Raw genomic sequence first — 21,017 nt, 5'->3', positions numbered from 1 at the left:
TTGATCTTTTGTGACATGTCTCTACGGTGCGGTCTGCGGCGCCAGGCGCACCACCGGTATCACGCCAGGTTCTTCCGATAACCCGCCAGTGGCGGGTAGCCTCGATGGCGTGTCCGACTCCAGCGGCGAGCCGAGCTTCTGCACCGACGATGCGCCGTTGTCGGTGCCGCTGGCCCATGGCGCCGAGGTGGCCGCGCACTTCCACGACTACGGCCAGCTCCGCTACGCCGCGCGTGGGGCCCTGGTCACAGCGACCCAGGTGGGCACCTGGGTGGCGCCGGCCAGTCGGATCATGTGGGTGCCGCCCTTCGCGGTGCACAGCAGCAAGGCGTACGGCGAGACGGACATCCGGGTGCTGTCGCTGCCCGTGACGCTGACCGGACAGCTGCCGGCCGAGCCGTCGGTCTTCGTGGCGAGCGCGTTGCTGCGCGAGGCCTATCTGGCGCTGATGAGCGAGGGCGAGCCGCTGGAGAGCCCCCGTGCGCGGCTGCTGATCGACGTCGTACTCGCCGAGCTCGCCCGCGCCGCACAGGAGCCGCTGCGCCTCCCGGAGCCGAGCGACCGGCGTCTCAAGGCGGTCACCGACCTGCTCCACGTGGACCCAGCAAGCCCGGCGACCCTGGCCGAGCTGGGCCACCGCGCCGGCGCCAGCGAACGCACCCTGAGCCGACTGTTCGGCAGCGAGCTGTCGATGAGCTTCCACCAGTGGCGCACCCTGCTGCGCATCCAACGGGCGCTGATCGAGCTCAGCGACGGTGCCTCGGTCACCGCCACGGCGATCCGGCTGGGCTGGTCGAACCCCAGCAGCTTCATCGACGCCTTCACCGAGCTGGTCGGTCAGACACCCGGGGGCTATCGCTCGTCGGCTCGGTCCTCCGGCAGCTCCCATGGGTGAGAGGTTGGCGGGGTAGCCGTAGTTCCTGGCGGAACATCGGTAGCAGCGGAGCTCACGCTGGGGGGGTGTCCCAGTGGTTCTCAAGCCGCTGCTGGGGCAGGAGCGGCTTCGGGGTGGCGGTAGTGGGTGCCGTTGCGCAGCATCGCGTAGAGGACGTCGCAGCGTCGGCGGGCCAGGCAGATCAGCGCGGCGTTGTGCTTCTTGCCTTCGGCGCGTTTGCGGTCGTAGTAGGTCCTGCTGGTCGGGTCCGACAGGGCGGCGAACGCGGCGAGGAAGAACGCGTGTTTGAGCTTGCGGTTGCCGGTGCGGGCGGGGTGCTCGCCTTTGATGCTGGTGCCGGAGCTGCGGGTGACCGGGGCGATGCCGGCGTAGGCCGCGAGATGTCCGGAGCTGGCGAAGTTGGAGGCGTCGCCGATCTCGAGGAGGATGCGGGCTGCGGTCCTGACGCCGATGCCGGGCATCGAGGTCAGGACCCCGGCAAGAGGGGGTGCATCGAGTATCCCCTCGACCTGGGCGGCGACCTGTTTTCGTTGCTGGAGAACGGTTTTGAGGCTGTCCGCGAGTCGAGGCAGGACCGTGTCTGCGGCCGCGGTGCCGGGGACGGTGACGGTCTGCTCGCCGAGCGCGGTCATGATCGCCTCGACCAGTTTGTCGCCCATGCGAGGCGCGTGGACCTTGGCGATCGCGGTGAGTTTGCGGCGGCCGGCCTTGGCGATGCCGGTCGGTCCGCCGCAGCGGGACAGTATTTCCAGCACGGCCGGGTGGCTGATCTTGGGGCCGATGGCGTGCTCGAGGGTGGGGTGGGTGCCGGTGAGCAGGACGCGGATCCGGTTGCTGATCCGGGTAGCTTCGCCGGCCAGGTCGTCGTCGAACCCGACCAGCACCTCCAACTCGGCCAGGGCCTCGTCGCCGACATCGACCGGGCGCAGGGTGTGGGGCAGCGAGCGGGCGGCGTCGGCGATGACGAACGCATCCCGGGCATCGGTCTTCGCGCGGCCGGGGTAGAGGTCGGCGATGCGGCGCATGGCCAGGCCAGGCAGGTAGGCGACCTGGTGACCGGCCGCGCGAGCGACCGCGACGGGCAGCGCCCCGATCGTGGCCGGCTGGTCGACCACGACCAGCAGCGTTCCGTGCCGGGCGAGTTTGTCGAACAGGGCTCTCAGTTTGGGTTCGGTGTTGGGCAACGGGGCGTCATGCAGCCGCTTGCCGTCCGGGTCGAGGCCGACCGCGTGGTGGGCATCTTTGCCGACGTCCAGGCCGAGGAACACGCTGAAACTGCTGCTTATCCACCATGCCGTTCGCTCGTCGCGAGTGGTCACCGGGAGGGCATCGATGGCCGGCACCCACGTTACGACGAGACCTTCCAGTTGGTGGCCGTGTCCCTATCAGCGGTTCCTCGATGCCACCAGACCCGGTGACACCACCCCCCGGATCATGCCTTCGACTGGGGGCGTTAGTCATGCCGGGCCTGGCGACCACAGCTCCTTGAACAGGAACTACGAAAAAGGTAACGGGGGGTAGTGCACGAGCAGGTGGGCGTGATCGCCTTCGCCGTTGAACTCCCGCAGCTCCGCGCCGACGCTCTCGCACACGTCCCGCATGTTCTCCTCGCAGCGCGTCAGCATGTCGTCGTGGAAGACCTCACGCCGATATTTGGTGACGAACACCAAGTGTGCGTGGAGGTTATAGACGACGTGATTTCCCCGTCTGATATGGGGATCTGGTTACCAGTGTGGTGACATGGGTCAAGTGCACCAGGATCGAGAGGACTTGACCGGAGGGGGTGGGCTGGGTGATCCGTGCGTACAAGTTCCTCATGCGGCCCACCGTCCGGCAGGAGCAGGCGCTTGGCGAGATGCTGCGGGATCACTGTTCCCTCTACAACGGGGCGTTGCAGGAACGCCGCGATGCCTGGCGGCACGTCTCGCAGACCACCGTCAGGTACGGGATGCAGTCCACGCAGCTCAAGGAGATCCGGGCGTTCGACCCGGAGCGTCAGGGCCGCTGGTCGTTCAGTTCGCAGCAGGCCACCTTACGCCGTCTCGACAGGGCGTTCGCCGTTCTTCCGGCGGGTCAAGTCCGGTGAGACGCCCGGCTATCCGCGCTTTCGCGGGGTGAGCTGGTTCGACACGGTGGACTTCCCCAAGGACGGGGACGGCTGCCGGTGGAACTCCACCCCGCACGACCCCGTCACCCGCGTCCGCTTCCAGGGCGTGGGCCACGTCAGGGTCAACCAGCACCGCCCGGTGGCCGGCCACATCAAGACCGTGTCGGTCAAGCGCGAGGGCCGTAAGTGGTCCGTCGTGTTGACCGCCGAGCAGGACCAGCCCGAACCGCTGCCCGCGACCAGCTCCGTGGTCGGCATCGACCTGGGCATCGCGAACTTCCTGGCCGATTCGAACGGTGATTTCGTGCCCAGCCCGCGCCACGGCCGCATGGCTGCCGAGAAGCTTGAGGCGGCGCAGCAGGCCCGGTCCCGGTTCCCGCGCCGCAGGGCGAAGGACCGCACCGCCAACCACCAGCGGGCGGTGGAGAAGGTTGCCCAGCTGCACGGCAAGGTGCGCCGCCAGCGCCTCGACCACGCGCACAAGACCGCGCTCGGCCTGGTCCGCGCACACGATGTCATCGCGCACGAGGACCTCAAGATCCGCAACATGAGCAGGGCCCCCGCACCGAAGCCCGACCCCGACCAGGCAGGCTTGTTCCTGCCCAACGGGGCCGCGGCGAAAGCCGGGCTCAACCGTTCGATCGCTGATGCCGGTTGGGGGGTGTTCCTGACGATCCTGTACGCCAAGGCTGAAAGCGCCGGACGGGAAGTGATCGCCGTGGACCCCCGCAACACTTCCCGCTCCTGCCCCGAATGCGGGCACATCGCGAAGGAGAACCGGCCCGCACAGGAAAAGTTCCACTGCGTCTCGTGCGGCCACACCGCCCATGCCGACACAGTGGGAGCCATCAATGTTCTACGGGCCGGGCTGGTCCGTCGCGACGCCAACCCGGCGTAACGAGAAGCCCCCGGCTTCAGCCGAGGGAGAAGTCACGATGGTGGGAACCTCGGAAACCCGGCTGGTCGTGCTGCGTGGCAACAGTGCCTCGGGAAAGTCGTCCGTCGCGGCCGGACTCCGCGAGAAGTTCGGCCGCGGCCTGGCACTGGTCGGCCAGGACAACCTGCGGCGCACGGTGCTGCGCGAGCGCGACCGGCCCGGCGCTGCCAACATCGGGCTGATCGACCTGACCGCCCACTACGCCCTCGACGCCGGGTTCCACGTCGTGGTGGAGGGTGTCCTGTACGCCGACCACTACGGCGACATGCTCGCCCGGCTGCGAGCCGACCACCGCGGCCCGACCCTCGGCTACTACCTGGACGTGGCGTTCGAGGAGACCCTCGCCCGCCACGCCACCAAGCCCCAGGCGCACGAGTTCGGCGAGGCGGAGCTGCGCGCCTGGTACCGGGAACGCGATCTGCTGCCCGGCGGGGTGGAGACCGTCATCGGCGCCGACAGCACACTCACCGCGACGATCGACCGCGTCCTGCTGGACACCGGCCTGGCCCGCCTGCCCGCCCACGATCGCTGAGCGCCGTCCGCCCGGCGGACTCCGCCGACCCGGCAGGCCACGGGGCCGCAACGGTCCCGTGGCCTGCCTTCCGGCGGTGGTTGTGCGGTCAGGCGCTCTCGTGGCCCTCCGGGGCCAGCAGGATCGCCGTGTTGGTGCGGTGCGCCACGGCGTCGCTGACGCGCGGGTCGAACAGCGCCTCGACGGCACCCCGGTGGTGGGGGCTCAGGACGATGAGATCGGCAGCGAACTCCTCGGCCGTCTCGGAGATGGCCTGCGCGACCTGCGTGGTGAGACCCCGGACGAGGGTTCCCTCGGCCTTGACCCCCTTGTCGCGCAGGGCCGCCAGCGCCTCGTCGAGCACCGCCTTGGCCTCGGTGTCCTCCTCCAGGGGGACGATCGCGGCGATGGAGGCGGCGGAGGCGATGACGTGTATGACGTGGACCTCGGCGTTCGTCAGCTGTGCCAGCTCGCCGGCCAGCCGTACGGCGGAGTGGCGGGCGGGGCTGGGATCGACGGCGACGAGGATGCGCTGAAACACGGACACTCTTCTTCCCCTTCCAGGGGTCACGGAAGGTCTACTCGGTGATCAGGGACGCCGGGTCACGGCGTGGCGGGTCGGCGCGTCCGGCGCCGAACGAGTTCTTCCGGTCCCACCCTGTGATCATCTCACCGGTCACCCGCCCGGCGGACACCGGTCCGTGTAACAGCCACTGAACTGCCGGAATCCGGCCGGTATCGACCGGGCCGGGGAATGCCGGCCCTCCTCACCGGATGACGTTCATGAGGTGCGGCACGACGCGCGTCAGCCGGACGACGCCCCACAGGATCAGACCGGCGCCGAGCACCTCGGGCACCAGCCACCAGCCGGTGCGGACCGACTCCCCGAACAGGGTCACGCCCAGCAGCAGGCTCACCGCCGCGTCGCCGATCGTCAGCGCGGGCTGCGAGGCGACGAGCGGACCGGCCTGCAACGCGTTCTCCAGGAGCATCAGCGAACCGATGCCCGCGAGCGCGAAGCCGTAGGTCTGCCAGGTGGTGAGGAAGGCCGGCAGGCCCGCGTCGGCGAGGCGGCCGGTGGCCGACTTCATGAGGGCGGCCGTCAGCGCGTTGCCGATCGCGGCTCCCGCGGCCAGGGCCGCCGCGCGGAACAACGGTGACGAGGAGGACCTTACGAGCCGCACCGCGACCGTGACGGCGCCCAGAGTGAGAAAGAGAACGGGGAGCCAGCGGTGCATGGAGGCCTGCTGCCGGCCGCCCGACGGGGCCGCGGCGGCCAGGAGGAGGGCGAGACCGGTCACCACTCCCGCGATCGCCTGCCACCCCTGCGGGTTCAGCCGTCGATGCATCAGCGGCATGGCGATCAGCAGGGCGAACGGCAGTTCCAGCATGAACAGGGGCTGGACGAGTGCCATCGGCCCGTTGATCAGGGCGAGCGCCTGGAAGACGGCGGCACCCGTGACCCCGGCGATACCGATCGCCCAGACGGGCTGCCGCGCGAGAGTGAGCAGCAGGCGAAGCCCGCTCCGGCCGGGGACCGTGGACGCGGCCTTGCGCTGGAAGGCCGTGCCCGCCGCATTGCTGACGGCGCCCAGGACGGCGAAGAGCACGGCGAGCACCATCATGGGTCCAGCATGCCCTCACCGGGCCGCCCGCTGCGCCCCGGACGCGCGCAGGACCGCCGGCCACAACCGACGCTTGTATCCCTAGGGTGGCGGTATGGACCTCGACACCGTCCGGACCTTCCTCGCCGCCGCCGAATCGGGACAGTTCCAGACAGCTGCCGTCGATCTGGCGGTCACCCAGCAGGCCGTGTCCAAGCGCATCGCCGCGCTGGAGCGCGACCTCGGGGTACGGCTGTTCACCCGCACGCCGCGCGGCGCCGAGCTCACCATCGACGGGCAGGCGTTCCTGCCCCACGCGCGTGAGCTGCTGCGCGTCGCCGAACGCGCCGTCGCGTCCGTGCGCACCGGCCGCCGTCCGCTGCGCGTCGACGTGATCGCCTCGCGCGTCGCGCCGTCGGGCCTGATGCGCGGATTCCACCGAGCGCACCCCGAGATCGACCTCGATGTGGTGATGCTGTTCGACGTCGAGGCGGCCGTCGCCGCCATCCGGTCCGGTGCGATCGACGCGTCCTTCCGGGCCGTCGCCATGCCCGGCCGGCCCCTTCCCGAGGACATCGAGTCCGTCCGGGTGCTCGACGAGCCGCTCCAGCTGCTCACCGGCCCCGCCCACGTGCTGGCGGGCGCCCGCTCCGTGACCCTCGCCCAGCTCGTCGGGCACCGGATCTGGATGCCCGGCATCGTCCCCGGTACCGAGTGGGCCGCCTACTACGACGATCTCGTGGCCGAGTTCGGCCTCACCATCGAGGCGACCGGCCCCAACTTCGGCTCCGACGCACTCCTCGACACCGTCGCCGACACCCCGGCCCTGGCCACCTTCATGAGCGAGCAGACCCGCCTCGTCTGGCCTTCCGGCTACGGCCTGCGCCGCATCCCGGTCACCGACCCGACCCCCGTCTACCCGCACTCGCTGCTGTGGCACCGCGACAACCCCCACCCGGCGCTGGTCACCCTCCGTACCCACCTCGCCACCACGGCGGCCAGCCACGGTGAGGCCGGGACCTGGATGCCGGACTGGGTGATTCAGCGCTGAACGCCTCCGCTGTGCCGTTCGTCGCCGCATGGACGCTGGATGGTCCGGGCGGCGGATGCGGACTCGGCGGGGGCGCGGGACGTCCAGGAAACCGGCCGTGCCCCCGGGGCGGGACCGCTGCAGGCCGAACGGTTACCCGGCCCCGGTCGGCATCGCTGTCCCTGTTGTGTCGCACCCGTCCGCACTCGTGGGCCGCATGCATGAGCGGTTCGGTCGAGGCCATCGGCGGCCTGCTGGGTTCCGAAGCGGCGCAGCGGGCGTTCTCACCGTGGTGCATGGCCACTGCCGAGAACCTTCCCGAGGCCAGGCGTAGCGTGAAGTGACGGATTCGCAGCTGAACTCGTGCTGCGGCAAGGTCTTGGGGTCGCGCCTTGACAGACCGCGTGAGCCCAGAGTCCTCGCGTGCGGCACCGGCGAGGGCGCCGGCCTCAGCATCGCTCTGACGGGAGGCCCGCCGGGTTCCTCGCGGACCGAGAGACGGAAGGCCGCTCATGCCTCGATCCATGCGCGCGCTCATAGCCGTAGAGGCTGGTGAGCCCACCGATGTCCTGCGGCTGGAATCCCGGCCCGTTCCCACGCCGGACGCCGGTCAGGCATTGATCCGGGTGAAGGCGACCCCGGTTCACGCGAGTGATCTGCACGTGCTGCGCGGCCGCTACGGCTTCTCCCCGGAGTTTCCCGCTGTCGGCGGCAACATGGAGTGCGTGGGCCGTATCGCGGCCCTGGGCCCAGAAACCGAGGGGCTGAAGGTCGGCGAGCGCGTGGTGGCCGCTGCGGTCCCGGCTGTACCTGGCCCCCCTGTGGCCGGCACCTGGCAGGAGTACCTCGTCGCTGACACACACCGGCTCCTGTCGGTTCCCGACCAGCTGAGTGACTCCAGCGCCTGCCAACTCGCTGTCAATCCGTTGACCGCGCTGCTCCTCGTGACGCGCGAACTCGACGTACAGCCGGGCCGATGGCTGTTGCAGACGGCCGCGGGCTCCACCGTCGGCCGGCTTGTCATCCAACTGTCCCGGCACCTGGGGATTCGCACGATCAATGTCGTGCGGCGACGCGGTGCCGTCGAGGAGATCAAGGCGCTCGGCGCGGATGAGGTCATCTGCACCGAGGACGAAGACCTCGTGCAGCGTGTCGCTGAGACAGCAGGACCGGCCGGCGTGCGCAAGGCCATCGACTGCGTTGCGGGCCCCGTCGGCGCCCAAGTGTCCCAGGCACTGGCTCCGGGAGGAGAGCTGGTGGTCTACGGCGCGCTCTCCACCCACCGGCAGAGCGACCCTGCGGCACTGACGATCCCGCTGCAGGCACGCTCGGTCATCTACGAGACCAAAACGGTCCGGGGCTTCTGGCTGAACCGCTGGTTCGGCACCGCCTCACCCGAGACGGCTTTGCGCGCGCTGGCCCGGGTCCGAGGTCTCGTCGCCGATGAGGTGCTGAGCATTCCCCAAGGCCGGCCCTTCCCGCTCGAACGCTTCACAGAAGCCGTCGCTCTCGCCGAAGCACCCGCACACGGCACCAAGCCACTGTTCGTCTTCGAAGACGGCCGGGACGAGGACGACAGGTAGGAAGCAGCTCTGCCAGTGCGTCGGCAGTGCGGTCACGGCGCGCCAGGGCCGCCAGATGAAGCCCCTCGTTCGAGCAGGTCAGCGCCTGCGCCGGTGTTCTGGGGGCATTTGCCAAGTGCCGCGGCGCCCCGGGGCCGTGTGCTCCGGGCTTGATCGCGGTACGTCCCTCGGCATCAAGGTCAAGACACGCCTCGGCCCCGAGACCGGTGACGTGATCGGCTACAGCCTGGCCGCACCCGGCGACACCAACGCGGCCGGCGAACCGGTCTGGTACGGCGGCTCGAAACTCGCCCCCGACCTCTCCATCAACCGCATACGCGAACGCCTCCCTGACCAGGAAGTGGCTGACCACCCGCAGTATGTGGCGGACCCCGCCGAGCCGTGGCGGCACACCACCACCGCCATACAGGCGGCACGCACGGTCCTCGGCTCCGATGACGATGCCGCCGCCCAGGGCCACCTGGCCGCCTTCGGCGACGCCCTGTACAACATCGCCAGCGCCACTACCGGCCCACACCGGGCGGAACTACGAGCGGCGGCAATGGCGTTCAACCGCGCCCGCCGCTCCGCCACCCGCGCCGACCACCAGGCCGCCACCGCCCTGCGCAAGGCCGCCAAGGAACTCGCCCACGCCTCCAACGAGCCGGGCGGACTCGCCATCTCCCTGCTTTTCGCCACCGTGCACCTGGCCCGCGCCGCCGCCAAGTGGCACGAGCAACGCGGCCACGAACAGCAGGCCGCTGCGGCCGAAGAAGCCTTCCGCCACCTACAGGCGGGCTACCAGCAGGCCGCCACACCCGCCTTGGCGGACCTTGCCCACCGCGCACCACGAGCCGCAACCGCCAGCCGCTACGAGCAGGACGTTCGCGTGGCCCTCCCCGACCACGCCGACCGAATCCTCGCCGACCCCGCCTGGACCGCCCTGACCACCACCCTCGCCCACGCCGAGACCGCCGGCCACAGCCCCCGACGCCTCCTGGCCGAAGTGGGCACCCAGCGGGAACTCGACAGCGCCGAGCACCCCGCCGAGGTCCTCAACTGGCGCATCACGGCTCAGCCAAACCGGCGGACACAAGCGGCTCGCATGCGAAGTGCCACCAGCGGCTCCGCGGCTATGTCCGCCACGCCACACCCTCCGGCCACACCAGTGGCCATGAGGCCCGAAGAGCGCAGTCGACACCGCTGACCCCGGCTAGCGCAGAGCTGCTCACGTTGATTCCCCACTCGGCCGGTGGTCTACGTCCCCGATATAGCTCGAGTGGACGAGATGTCGCTCCGGTCGGCCTCGCACTCAGGTGAGGCCGACCGGCGAACAAGCTTCACGAGCAGTTCCACTCCTCGCTGGGCAGTGCGTGCCACAGGTCGAGCCAGTCGTGGAGCAGGAAGAGGGGGGCGGGTCAGGACGATGTCGCCGGCCCGCTGGGAGCGGATCGCCAGGCCGAGGTCGGCGAAGACCGGATCGCCAGCGACGCTGTACGCCAGGCTGCCGGGCCGTTTTGTGCAGTGGACGAGCCAGTCCTCCACGTGGGATGGTGCGCAGCCGGTCAGAGGGGCTGAGCTTGTTCCGCTTTGACGGACACCATCGGTGTGGTGGTCAGGCTGCGAGTGCAGTCTCGTATTCGGCGGGACTGCGGTAGCCGAGACTGCTGTGCAGACGGTGCAAGTTGTACCAGCCCTCGATGAAGTCGAAGATCGCGGTGCGGGCGGCGGCCCGGCTGGGCCAGGAGCTCGTGTCGAGCAACTCCCTCTTGATGGTGGCGAAGAACGACTCAGCGAGTGCGTTGTCCCAGCACTGTCCGGTGCGGCCGACCGACAGACGCACCCCCAACTGGTCCGCCAACGCGGCGAATTGCTGGCTGGTGTACTGACAGCCACGATCCGAGTGAAAGATCACCGGCCGGGTGGGACGGCGCTTTCGGCAGGCGGCCGTGAGGGCATCGGCGACCAGATCGGTCCGCAGGTGGTCGGCAGTCGCCCAGCCGACCACACGACGGGAGGCGATATCGATGACGGTAGCCAGGTAGAGCCAGCCCTCCTCCGTGGCGATGTAGGTGATGTCGCCGCACCAGCGGGCGTCCAGGCCGGCGGGGTCGGGCTGGAAGTCCCGGACGACGAGATCGGGCCGCAGGGCAGCTCGTGGATCGGGGATCGTCGTCAAGTGCCGTCGTCTTCGGTGCCGGCCCTGCAGGCCGGCAGCTCGCATCAGCCGTGCGACACGTCGGCGGCCGCATCCGGCGCCTGCCCGCTTGAGCACGGCATGGACGCGCGGGGCGCCGTAGGTTCCCCTCGAGCGCGTGTGAACGTCGGCGATCTGCTCCGCCAGTTCGGCGTCACGGACCGCGCGAAGACCAGGCTTGGCAGCGCGGCGGGCATAGAAGGCGGTCCGGGAGACCTTCAGCAGCTCACACGCTCGTTTGACACTGTGACCTGCACGCTTCTCCGCCTCGATGAACGGGTCCACCGTCACCGGGTCTCCTTCGCGAAGAAAGCCGTGGCCCGCTTGAGGATGTCGACGTCCTCACGCAGACGGCGGTTCTCCCGCCGCAGTGCGGCCAGTTCCTCGCGTTCACTGCTGGTCAGGCCGTCCCGCTCGCCCGCATCGACCTCGGCCTGCTTCACCCAGTCACGCACCGCGGTCTCGGTCAGATCGAAGTCCTTGGCGATCTGACCGACCGAGCGGTCACCGCGTCGGCACAGCTCGACGATCTCCGCCTTGAACTCCGGCGTGAACGAGCGACGAGGGCGAGGCTTCTTCTTCCCCATGCTCTCCATGATGGACATCCTCCCGGGGCTGAACCCCTGATCTCGGATGTCCGTCAAAGCGGATCAAGCCCAGGCTGCGCCCAGTCTCGCCTGGGGGCCGGTGAGGGCGTCTACGGCGACACACCCGAGGCGGCCGTCCTGGAAGAGGGCCCTGATCCCGCTTGGGTGTAGCTCCTTTCAAGGGACGGCCCTACCTGCATGAACTGCGGCTTGGCGCGCGACCGGGTGATCGAACCGGGTCTCCAGGAGGGCATCGCCGCGATCCGTGACTTCCAGGCAGTCGATCTTGATCCGGCCCCGAGCGTGACCTGGCGGTTTCGAAACGATCTATGCGGTGCTCAGCCCGGCCGGTCAGGCAAATGCCCAGCTCAGCCTGTCCCTTGAAAGGAGCTACACCCATCCCGCTTTGAGTGAAGTCGGCGTAGTTGAGCTGCTGGTCTTCGCCGCGGTGGGAGTAGGACGAGACGGCCGGTTCTTCGTCGAGGACGCGGGTGATCTCCTCCAAAGTCATCCCGAAGTGCAGGGGGGCCGACTCCTACGTACGGCGTGAACGTCCACTCGGCACGCTCCTCCTCCCGGGCGATCCGCCACGGGCCGCGGTACCCCGCCTCGCTTCCAGCGGCGGCCACGGGCGGCTCGGGTGCTGGCTCGTGCAGGGCGGCCGGTTCGGGCGCGGTCCGGTCCTCACGCCGGGCGGCCGAGTCGTTTCGGAGCCGCGGTGTCCTCGGGTTGCTCTTCCAGCCAGCGGATCGCCTGCTCCTGCTCCTGGCCGCCGAACGGGTCCTCCGCCAGCTCGCCTGCCCGGTCCAGGGCCGCGCGGCGCTCATTCTCCGCAGTGATGAGACCAGTGACATCCTCCCCCCAGGCAGCCAGCCGTTCCCGGGCGATCCACCGGTAGTACGAGTCCGCGCTCACGGCAAGGACCTCGCGAACAGCGGGCGCGTACCGGGGTACGGACGAGGCGAGGGCGGGGTCGGCCAGGAGCAGGGCGGTGGCCGCGAGCGCGGCCTCCTTCACCAGTGGATCGTCGGCGTCGCAGAAGTCCGCGATGCGGTCGTGGAGTATTGGCCTTGTCGTTCGGGCGGCGGCCAGATTCTGCGCCGTGCCGACGCCGTCCTCGACGTCCAGAACTGCGGGAACATGATCGATCGTGCTGCTGCGACTGGCCTACCTGGGTGTGACGAACGCGTTTGCCGTGCTGCGCTTGCTACCGATGAGTGACTGCGGCAAGGACGTGGAAATTCTGGCGCTGCGTCATCAGATCACGGTGCTGGAGCGGCAACTGGGCGGGGACAGGCCGCGGTTCGGGCCGAGCGACCGGGCGTTCCTGGCGGCATTGCTGCACCCACTTCCGCGCGATGCGCTGCTTCGGCTGCGGTTGCTTGTGCACCCTGACACGGTGCTGCGATGGCACCGCGACCTGGTCGCGCGCCACCACGCGTCCCGTTCCCGGCCGAAGCGCTCGGGCCGGCCACGCACCGTGCACTCCATCCGCGTCCTGGTGCTGCGCCTGACTCGGGAGAATCCCACGTGGGGCCACAGGAGGGTGCACGGCGAACTGCTCGTGCTCGGGATCAAGGTGGCCGCTTCCACGGTATGGGAGATCCTCAAGGAGGCCGGGATCGACCCCGCGCCCGAACGGAGCTCCAGCACCTGGGCCGACTTCTTGCGCTCCCAGGCCGACGCCCTGCTGGCCTGCGACTTCTTAGAAACGGTCACCCTGACCGGAGCGCGGCTGTACGTATTCGCCTCATCGAGCACGCCAACCGCCGGATCCGGATCCTCGGCGCCACCGCGCATCCGAGCGTCCTGGGTGACGCAGGCGGCGAAGAACCTCGTCATGGACCTCGAGGACGCCGGCTGCCGGGCACGCTACATAATCCGGGACCGGGACGGGAAGTTCCCCGAACTGTTCGACACCGTCCTCGCCGACGCGGGGAACCAGGTCGTGCTCAGCGGGGTCCGCATGCCGCGCATGAACTCCCTTATGGAGCGCTGGGTGCAGACCTGCCGCCGGGAGCTGTTGGACCGCACTCTCATCTGGGACCAGCGCCACCTCCTGCACGCGCTACGCCAGTTCGAGGAGTTCTACAACGACCACGGGCCCCACCAGGGCATCACCAACGCCCGGCCGCTCTTCGCCCTGCCCAAGCCAATCGACAACCCTGATCAAATGGCTCACCTCGACATATGCCGAACCGACCGACTCGGCGGCCTCCTCCACGAGTACAAACATGCGGCCTGAGCAGGGCGGATGAGGTTTTCGGCAGGGGCAACGTTCCGCTGAGGTGGCGGTCCTGCGGTCACCGGGGCGCCGACCGGCATGTGAAGCGTGCGGGAAGGCGATGATGTCGCCCTGTCCGGACAGGCCCAAGGACCTTCGACGGCCCCCGGAACACTCGGCGATATGCGTATGTGGACAGGCCTGTACCCCGGCCGGGCTGCCTGACCGGGGTACAGATTGACTGCTACTCAGATCGCTTACACGTAGGTGTAGTTCACCGAGTTGCTCGGACCGGAGGTGGTGTTGACGACGACGGGGACGACCCCGGCGGCGTGGGGCGGAGCCACGACCGTGACGTAGGTCCCGAAGGACTGCGAGACGATGGTGGCTGGAGTCCCGCCGAAGGTGACTCCGGTGACGCCGTTCAGGTTGGAACCCACGAGCAGGACGTTGCCACCGCCAGCCGTGGACCCGGAACTCGGAATCGCGGAGACCAGGGTCGGCGGGTTCGAGTTGGTCACCGTCTGGGTGACCACCGGCGAGGTGGATCCGTTGTGGTTGACGCTGCCCCCGTAGGTTGCGGTCAGGGTGTGGCTGCCGACACTCAGGCTGGAGGTGGTGAAGGAGGCCACCCCTCCGGAGAGCGAGGCGGTGCCGAGCAGGGTGGCACCGTCGAAGAAGGAGACGGTGCCGGTGGGAGTGCCCGCCCCCGGGGCGACGGCGGCGACGGTGGCGGTCAGGACCACCGACTGCCCGAAGGTCGACGGGTTGGGGGCCGAGGTGAGGGCCGTGGTGGTGTTGGCCTTGTTCACCGTTTGCGGGTCCGCGGGTGAGACGGACGAGTTGTGGTTGGGGCTTCCGCTGTAGGTGGCGGTCAACGAGTGGCTGCCGATGCCGAGCGTAGAGACAGACAGCGTGGCGACCCCTCCGGAGAGGGAGGCGGTGCCGAGCAGGGTGGCACCGTCGAAGAAGGAGACGGTGCCGGTGGGAGTGCCGGCTCCGGGCGCGACGCTGGCGACGGTGGCGGTGAGGGTTTTGGCTTGGCCGAACGCGGTCGGGTCGGGGGCCGAGGTGAGGGCGGTGGTGGTGTTGGCCTTGTTCACCGTCTGGGTGTCCACCGGTGACGTGGATCCGTTGTAGTTGGCGCTTCCGCTGTAGGTGGCGGTGAGGGGATGGCTGCCGACGGCGAGGTTGGAGACGGTGAGGGTGGCGACCCCGCCGATGAGGGGCGCGGAGCCCAGGGGGGTGGCGCCGTCGAAGAAGGAGACGGTGCCGGTGGGGGTCCCGGCTCCGGGGGCGACCGCGGTGATGGTGGCGGTCAGGACCTTCGGCTGGCCGAACGCGGTCGGGTCGGGGGCCGAGGTGAGGGCGGTGGTGGTGTTGGCCTTGTTCACCGTCTGGGTGTCCACCGGTGACGTGGATCCGTTGTAGTTGGCGCTTCCGCTGTAGGTGGCGGTGAGGGGATGGCTGCCGACGGCGAGGTTGGAGACGGTGAGGGTGGCGACCCCGCCGATGAGGGGCGCGGAGCCCAGGGGGGTGGCGCCGTCGAAGAAGGAGACGGTGCCGGTGGGGGTCCCGGATCCGGGGGCGACCGCGGTGATGGTGGCGGTCAGGACCTTGGCCTGGCCGAACGCGGTCGGGTCGGGGGCCGAGGTGAGGGCCGTGGCGGTGTTGGCCTTGTTCACCGTCTGCGGGTCCGCGGGTGAGACGGACGAGTTGTAGTTGGGGCTTCCGCTGTACGTGGCGGTCAACGAGTGGCTGCCGACGCTGAGGTTGGAGACGGTGAGGGTGGCGACCCCGCCGACGAGGGGCGCGGAGCCCAGGGGGGTGGCGCCGTCGAAGAAGGAGACGGTGCCGGTGGGGGTCCCGGATCCGGGGGCGACCGCGGTGACGGTGGCGGTCAGGACCTTGGCCTGGCCGAACACCGACGGGTCGGGGGCGGAGACCAGGGTGGTCGTGGTGTTCGCGGGGCTCACGGTCTGCGGGTCCACGGGTGACGTGGATCCGTTGTAGTTGGCGCTGCCGCTGTAGGTGGCGGTGAGGGGGTGGCTGCCGACGCTGAGGTTGGAGACGGTGAGGGTGGCGACCCCGCCGACCAGCGGGGCGCTGCCGAGCAGGGTGGCGCCGTCGAAGAAGGACACCGTCCCGTTCGGTGTGCCGCCCCCCGGCGGCATCACGCTCACGGTGGCGGTCAGGACCTTGGCCTGGCCGAACACCGACGGGTCGGGAGCCGAAGTGAGGGCCGTGGCGGTGTTGGCCTTGGCCACCGTCTGCGGGTCCACCGGTGAGGTCGAGCTGTTGTAGCTGGGGTTGCCGTTGTACGTCGCGGTCAGGGAGTGGGTGCCGACGCCGAGCGATGAGGTGGTGAAGGTCGCAACCCCTCCGGACAGAGGTGCGGTGCCGATCAGGGTGGCGCCGTCGAAGAAGGAGACGGTGCCGGTGGGGGTCCCGGCTCCGGGGGCGACCGCGGTGATGGTGGCGGTCAGGACCTTCGGCTGGCCGAACGCGGTCGGGTCGGGGGCCGAGGTGAGGGCGGTGGTGGTGTTGGCCTTGTTCACTGTCTGGGTGTCCACCGGTGACGTGGAGGTGTTGTAGTCGCCGCTTCCGCTGTAGGTGGCGGTGAGGGGGTGGCTGCCGACGGCGAGGTTGGAGACGGTGAGGGTGGCGACCCCGCCGATGAGGGGCGCGGAGCCCAGGGGGGTGGCGCCGTCGAAGAAGGAGACGGTGCCGGTGGGGGTCCCGGCTCCGGGGGCGACCGCGGTGATGGTGGCGGTCAGGACCTTGGCCTGGCCGAACACGGTCGGGTCGGGGGCCGAGGTGAGGGCCGTGGCGGTGTTGGCCTTGGCCACCGTCTGGGTGTCCACCGGTGACGTGGAGGTGTTGAAATCGGTGGTGCCGGCGTAGACCGCCGTCAGCGGATGGGCCCCGACGCTGAGGTTGGAGACGGTGAGGGTGGCGACCCCGCCGATGAGGGGCGCGGAGCCCAGGGGGGTGGCGCCGTCGAAGAAGGAGACGGTGCCGGTGGGGGTCCCGGCTCCGGGGGCGACCGCGGTGATGGTGGCGGTCAGGACCTTCGGCTGGCCGAACGCGGTCGGGTCGGGGGCCGAGGTGAGGGCGGTGGTGGTGTCGGCCTTGTTCACCGTCTGGGTGTCCACCGGTGACGTGGATCCGTTGTAGTTGGCGCTTCCGCTGTAGGTGGCGGTGAGGGGGTGGCTGCCGACGCTGAGGTTGGAGACGGTGAGGGTGGCGATGCCCCCGGACAGGAGGGCGGAGCCGATGGGGGTGGCGCCGTCGAAGAAGGTGACGGTACCGGTGGGGGTGCCGCCTCCGGGGGCGACGGCGCTGACTGCAGCCGTCAGGACCTTCGGCTGGCCCAGCACCGACGGGTCGGGGCTTGAGGTGAGGGCTGTGGTGGTGTTGGCGGCGATCACGGTTTGCGGGTCGACGAGTGAGGTCGAACCGTTGTGGTCGGGCCCACCGCTGTAGGTGGCGGTGAGGGGGTGGCTGCCGACGCTGAGGTTGGAGACGGTGAGGGTGGCGACCCCGCCGACGAGGGGCGCGGAGCCCAGGGGCGTGGCGCCGTCGAAGAAGGCGACCGTGCCGGTGGGCGTGCCGCCTCCGGGCAGAACCACGGTGACCGCGGCCGTGAGCACTTTCGATTCCCCGAACAGCGAGGGATCGGGGTTGGAGACGAGGGCCGTGAGGGTGTTGGCCTTGCTCACCGTCTGGATGTCCACCGGTGATGTCGAACCGGCGTGGGTGGGAGTAGCGGCGTAGACGGCGGTGAGGGGGTGGCTGCCGACGGCAAGGCTGGAGGTGGTGAGGGTGGCGACCCCGCCGACGAGGGGCGCGGAGCCGATGGGGGTGGCGCCGTCGAGGAAGGTGACGGTTCCGCTGGGGACTCCGGTGGAGGAGGTGACGGTGGCGATGAGGAGCTTCGGTTCGCCGAACACCGTGGGGTCGGGGGTCGAGGTGAGGGTTGTGGCGGTGGGGAACGGGGCGACGTCGAGCACGCTCACGGTGTTGTCGCTGTTGTTGGTGACATACGCGTGCAGCCCGTTGGGTGTGAACGCGACGCCGAAGGGGGAGGTGCCGACGGGGATGTCGAAGGCGATGGTGTTCGAGCCGATGTCGAGCACGCTGACGGTGTTGTCGGCGTTGTTGGTCACGTAGGCGAACGCATCGTCGGGAGTGATCGCGATGTTGGTGGGCGCGCCGCCGGCTGGGATGGTGTCGCTCACGGTGTTGGTGGCGGTGTCGATGACGCTGATGGTGTTGTCGCTGTTGTTGGTGACATAGGCCAGCGCATCGTCGGAGGTGATCGCGATTCCGGTGGGCCCGCTGCCGACGTTGATGGTGGTGATTTCCGTGTTGGTGGCGGTGTCGATGACGCTGACGGTGTTGGCACCGTTGTTGGTGGCGTAGGAGAACGCACCGGCAGGGCTGAACGCGACGCCGAACGGCGAACTGCCGACGTTGATGGTGGCGATGACGGCGTTGGTGGCGGTGTCGATGACGCTGACGGTGTCGTCGCCCTCGTTGGCGACGTGGGCGCGTGTTCCCGCGGAGTTGATGGCGATGCCGAAGGGGGCGGTGCCGACGCTGATGGTGTCGGTGACCGCGTTGGTCGCGGTGTCGATGACACTGACGCTGTCGGAGGCGACGTTGGTGACGTAGACGAACGCGCCGCCGGGGGTGACCGCGACGCCGAACGGCGAGCTGCCGACGTTGATGGTGGCGGTGACGGTGTTGGTGGCGGTGTCGATGACGCTGACGGTGTCGTCGCCCTCGTTGGCAACGTAGGCCAACGTGCCGGCGGAGTTGATGGCTACCCCGGTGGGGAAGTTGCCCACCGGTACGGTCGGATCGAGTAGCAGGGCAGCGGCGACACGGCGCGCTGTGTTCCGTCCGATGCCCAGTAGTTGACGCCACCTCGACTGAAAGGCCTTGGCCATGACGCACCCCTTGATCTTGCTCTGATCGTGGTGCGGGGTGCCTGCCTCACGCTCCGCGGGGTGTGGGCGAGCACACCGTTACGCGGGAGGCAAACCCTTCCAAGGGGTGCCCATCCGGCAGCGTCAGCTGCCCGTTAGAGCCGGAAACAGACGCCGGCCAGCTCCCCCGGGAAGGGATGGGCAACCCGCCGGGTCCAATAGCAGAAGTAACGCACCAACCCCTCGCGGCAGAACAGACATAGAACGCGAAGTTCACCCCAATGGGTTAATCGGGCGCACGGAATTCAGTCACAACGGACACGACCCACCATAGTGGCGGAGCGAATGCCGGAAGCCCCGAGCCGCCCCAGGTCCTGCCATCTGAACGCGGGAATTTCGTTGGTTTCCGTACTGACGGTCCGTAGCGCTGTGGTCAGAGTGTCGTCGTGACTGCGGGATTGGTCCGGGTGAGGCCGGCGAGTCGACTGAAGCCTGCTTTCGTGAGGGCACCCTCGTCGGCGCGGGCGTAGGCGCCCTCGGCGAGCCTGGCCACAGCCGCGATCCCGCCGCGCCCAGGGCTCCGGCTTCGGCTTCGGCTTCGGACACCAGGTACAAGCGGCGCTGCCGTTCGCCCAGATGCGGCAGCACCGCAGTGAACTTGTGTCCAGGCCGGCCGGTATCTCCTCCGGTATCGCCGCGGCAGTCCGCCTGCCATGTAGCACAGCGGAGTTGAGCCGAATCCGGCAGCAGTTTCCTTACGGCTCCCAAGTCGGCCTAAAAATCGGCGTAGTTGTTTGCGCGGCGGTATGTGGCCTGATCGCGTCGTCGGTGCGGAGCGGTTGATCGCGGAACGCCGGCGTGGTGCGCGCGTGAGGCCGGCGTCGGGGACGCGTCCGCGTGGCGATGGTGGACGGATCGGCCATCGGGAGCCCCGGCGACTCAACAGGCCAGGACGGCCGATGTGCGGCGTTCCCGGGGCTGCGGGAAGGCGCCCCGTCTGCCGCGTCGGCGACGCGGGGGAGAGCGGGGAGGCTATCTCGACATGATCACTCCCCTGACCTCTGCTTCATTTATACTACGACTACCCAGCAGGCATATGCATACGTCGCTGCTGTGATGAATGATCTACATCGGATCTTCAGAAAAAGTGGATGAATTCATGCGGAGCATGCGCATATTGAGCATTGTGAACTGGTAGCCGCGTCCGTACTTGGTTCGGGCCTCACGGCCCTGGCCAGGACGCGCCGCCGACGAGTGGCGCCAAGGCCACTCAGGGTGCCGGAGCCGGCAACAGCGCCACCCCGTTTTCGGGCGACGGCGTCCGTGGCTACCAGATCGTCACGCGATCCTTCCCCATCGCTCCCAACGGCGCGCCGCAGACGGTCCAGTGCCCCCTCCACAAGAAGGTCCTGGGGGGTGGAGTCCTGGTGCCGGTCGGTGTTGTCCAGGGCGGCTACCCGACCCCCGACGGAAGCGGCTGGGTGGGTGTCGGGTACTCCAACGGAACAGGCGGCGTCACCGTCTACGCCATCTGCGCCGACCGGTCGCGCTAGCGACCCTGCTGCGATCGTGGCCGTCGACCGGGATGTTCCGAGCCGCTCTCCGAGGCGGGCGGACTCGGAGCACGGCTGTGCCCCGATGTCGAAGGTCACTGGCTGCGTCTATGTCGACAACCTCCGGGGCGCGGCATGCGGCTTCGACCCGGTCGAGCGCGTCCGCCTCGGGGCTCGGTGGAGGGACATCCTGCGGATGCCCGTGGTGAAGCGGTAGTGCTCGCTCTTCATCAGTGGCGGGCTCGGTGTGGACACCACGCCGAGCCCGCCACTGTCTCCGCAGGTGCGGGAGGCCGGGCCGCGGCATCCTGCCATGCGGCCCGCAGTTGCTGACGGACGCGATGTCATCAGATCGTCTCGAGCACCCTTGCTCTCCCGGCCGCCGGGGACGCTCATGTGCCCCCTGGGATACTTCGGCATTGACCAGAGTTCCACGACCGCATTCATGGGTCTTGAGTGTCATACGCGCGTACCGCTGACTTGCTTGCTGACGCATCAAGGGCTGCGCGCGAAGCGCAGTCGACATTCCGCAAGCCGCTGGGCTTGACCCAGGTACCTAGATGCAAAGGCCGGCCCGCGCGGCAGCGGCGCACCGGGCTCTGTCAAGAGCCGTTCCAGATGTCCGGCCCGTAGGCCCGCGTGCCGTAATCCGCTGGGCTGCAGCCCTCTGCCGCGTACGCCACCAGCTCCGCTGGGTCGTACTGACGGTGCGCCGGAGTCCATGCGTCCCTGCCGCATTCCGCATGCCCGATTAACCCATTGAGGTGAACTTCGTGTTCTATGTCTGTTCTGCCGCGAGGGGTTGGTGCGTTACTTCTGCTATTGGACCCGGCGGGTTGCCCATCCCTTCCCGGGGGAGCTGGCCGGCGTCTGTTT

12 protein-coding genes and 4 pseudogenes are annotated in these 21,017 nt (G+C 69.2%); 8 read left to right on the top strand and 8 right to left on the bottom strand.

Translation table 11 applies throughout. From position 1 onward, the window contains the following. Positions 1 to 109 precede the first annotated feature (109 nt). Positions 110 to 895, top strand: coding sequence for an AraC family transcriptional regulator (locus tag EDD90_RS00735; protein WP_123971228.1), 786 nt, complete (start codon positions 110 to 112; stop codon positions 893 to 895). A gap of 80 nt (positions 896 to 975) precedes the next feature. On the opposite strand, the gene EDD90_RS00730 is transcribed toward EDD90_RS00735, so the two are convergent. Both EDD90_RS00730 and tnpA read right to left on the bottom strand, forming a co-directional pair. Then, positions 976 to 2,181: an IS110 family transposase gene (locus EDD90_RS00730; RefSeq protein WP_185149567.1), complete on the bottom strand. Its 1,206-nt coding sequence runs from the start codon at positions 2,179 to 2,181 to the stop codon at positions 976 to 978. Between the two features lie 225 nt (positions 2,182 to 2,406). Then, positions 2,407 to 2,607, bottom strand: a pseudogene (tnpA, locus tag EDD90_RS00725) (IS200/IS605 family transposase); the annotation flags it as partial. Positions 2,608 to 2,687: 80 nt separating this feature from the next. Here tnpA and EDD90_RS00720 point away from each other — a divergent pair. Together EDD90_RS00720 and EDD90_RS00715 are read left to right on the top strand one after the other, a co-directional pair. After that, positions 2,688 to 3,900, top strand: a pseudogene (locus EDD90_RS00720) (RNA-guided endonuclease InsQ/TnpB family protein). Positions 3,901 to 3,937: 37 nt separating this feature from the next. Further along, on the top strand, positions 3,938 to 4,471 hold the full coding sequence (locus EDD90_RS00715; RefSeq protein ID WP_123971227.1) for an AAA family ATPase: 534 nt from the start codon (positions 3,938 to 3,940) through the stop codon (positions 4,469 to 4,471). Between the two features lie 88 nt (positions 4,472 to 4,559). Here the strand turns inward: EDD90_RS00715 and EDD90_RS00710 are convergent, their stop codons facing one another. Together EDD90_RS00710 and EDD90_RS00705 are read right to left on the bottom strand one after the other, a co-directional pair. Then, positions 4,560 to 4,991 carry a universal stress protein gene (locus EDD90_RS00710; protein ID WP_123971226.1) on the bottom strand — a complete coding sequence of 144 codons (432 nt, stop codon included), beginning with the start codon at positions 4,989 to 4,991 and terminating at the stop codon, positions 4,560 to 4,562. A 226-nt stretch (positions 4,992 to 5,217) separates the two neighbouring features. After that, entirely contained in the window at positions 5,218 to 6,075 is an 858-nt protein-coding gene (locus EDD90_RS00705) for a DMT family transporter (RefSeq protein ID WP_123971225.1), read from the bottom strand. Between the two features lie 94 nt (positions 6,076 to 6,169). Between EDD90_RS00705 and EDD90_RS00700 the strand changes: the two genes are divergently transcribed. From EDD90_RS00700 to EDD90_RS00685, 3 genes and pseudogenes are all read left to right on the top strand, one after another. Continuing rightward, on the top strand, positions 6,170 to 7,105 hold the full coding sequence (locus EDD90_RS00700; protein WP_123971224.1) for a LysR family transcriptional regulator: 936 nt from the start codon (positions 6,170 to 6,172) through the stop codon (positions 7,103 to 7,105). A gap of 491 nt (positions 7,106 to 7,596) precedes the next feature. After that, complete coding sequence (locus tag EDD90_RS00690; protein WP_260327463.1) at positions 7,597 to 8,667, top strand: zinc-dependent alcohol dehydrogenase family protein; 1,071 nt, start codon at positions 7,597 to 7,599, stop codon at positions 8,665 to 8,667. A 163-nt stretch (positions 8,668 to 8,830) separates the two neighbouring features. Beyond that, positions 8,831 to 9,853: pseudogene (locus EDD90_RS00685) on the top strand (mobilization protein); the annotation flags it as partial. A gap of 408 nt (positions 9,854 to 10,261) precedes the next feature. Here the strand turns inward: EDD90_RS00685 and EDD90_RS00675 are convergent. From EDD90_RS00675 to EDD90_RS56670, 3 genes are all read right to left on the bottom strand, one after another. After that, on the bottom strand, positions 10,262 to 11,134 hold the full coding sequence (locus tag EDD90_RS00675) for an IS3 family transposase (RefSeq protein ID WP_123971223.1): 873 nt from the start codon (positions 11,132 to 11,134) through the stop codon (positions 10,262 to 10,264). Further along, on the bottom strand, positions 11,131 to 11,439 hold the full coding sequence (locus tag EDD90_RS00670; protein ID WP_053743648.1) for an IS3 family transposase: 309 nt from the start codon (positions 11,437 to 11,439) through the stop codon (positions 11,131 to 11,133). Before EDD90_RS00670 ends, EDD90_RS00675 begins: the two co-directional genes overlap by 4 nt. 675 nt (positions 11,440 to 12,114) lie before the next feature. Then, positions 12,115 to 12,447 (bottom strand): hypothetical protein, encoded by a 333-nt coding sequence (locus EDD90_RS56670; protein WP_260327462.1) that lies wholly within the window; start codon positions 12,445 to 12,447, stop codon positions 12,115 to 12,117. A gap of 133 nt (positions 12,448 to 12,580) precedes the next feature. Between EDD90_RS56670 and EDD90_RS00660 the strand changes: the two are divergent. Further along, positions 12,581 to 13,675: pseudogene (locus EDD90_RS00660) on the top strand (integrase core domain-containing protein). 236 nt (positions 13,676 to 13,911) lie between these two features. Here EDD90_RS00660 and EDD90_RS00655 read toward each other — a convergent pair. Next, complete coding sequence (locus EDD90_RS00655) at positions 13,912 to 18,609, bottom strand: Ig-like domain repeat protein (RefSeq protein WP_123971222.1); 4,698 nt, start codon at positions 18,607 to 18,609, stop codon at positions 13,912 to 13,914. Between the two features lie 1,406 nt (positions 18,610 to 20,015). Here EDD90_RS00655 and EDD90_RS56665 point away from each other — a divergent pair. Further along, positions 20,016 to 20,141, top strand: coding sequence for a hypothetical protein (locus tag EDD90_RS56665; RefSeq protein WP_260327461.1), 126 nt, complete (start codon positions 20,016 to 20,018; stop codon positions 20,139 to 20,141). Positions 20,142 to 21,017: the final 876 nt, after the last annotated feature.

The sequence above is a fragment of the Streptomyces sp. Ag109_O5-1 genome (genome assembly GCF_003814875.1).
Taxonomy (GTDB): Bacteria; Actinomycetota; Actinomycetes; order Streptomycetales; family Streptomycetaceae; genus Streptomyces; species Streptomyces sasae.
Note: the sequence above shows the minus strand (reverse complement) of the source record. Positions and strands in the feature narration are given on the sequence as shown.

What these genes read in the sequence shown, in the direction of transcription:
- EDD90_RS00715 (WP_123971227.1), top strand. Translation starts at nt 3,938, where the DNA reads ATGGTGGGAACCTCGGAAACCCGGCTGGTCGTGCTGCGTGGCAACAGT.
- EDD90_RS00705 (WP_123971225.1), bottom strand. Translation starts at nt 6,075, where the DNA reads ATGATGGTGCTCGCCGTGCTCTTCGCCGTCCTGGGCGCCGTCAGCAAT.
- EDD90_RS00700 (WP_123971224.1), top strand. Translation starts at nt 6,170, where the DNA reads ATGGACCTCGACACCGTCCGGACCTTCCTCGCCGCCGCCGAATCGGGA.
- EDD90_RS00690 (WP_260327463.1), top strand. Translation starts at nt 7,597, where the DNA reads ATGCCTCGATCCATGCGCGCGCTCATAGCCGTAGAGGCTGGTGAGCCC.
- EDD90_RS00670 (WP_053743648.1), bottom strand. Translation starts at nt 11,439, where the DNA reads ATGGAGAGCATGGGGAAGAAGAAGCCTCGCCCTCGTCGCTCGTTCACG.
- EDD90_RS00655 (WP_123971222.1), bottom strand. Translation starts at nt 18,609, where the DNA reads ATGGCCAAGGCCTTTCAGTCGAGGTGGCGTCAACTACTGGGCATCGGA.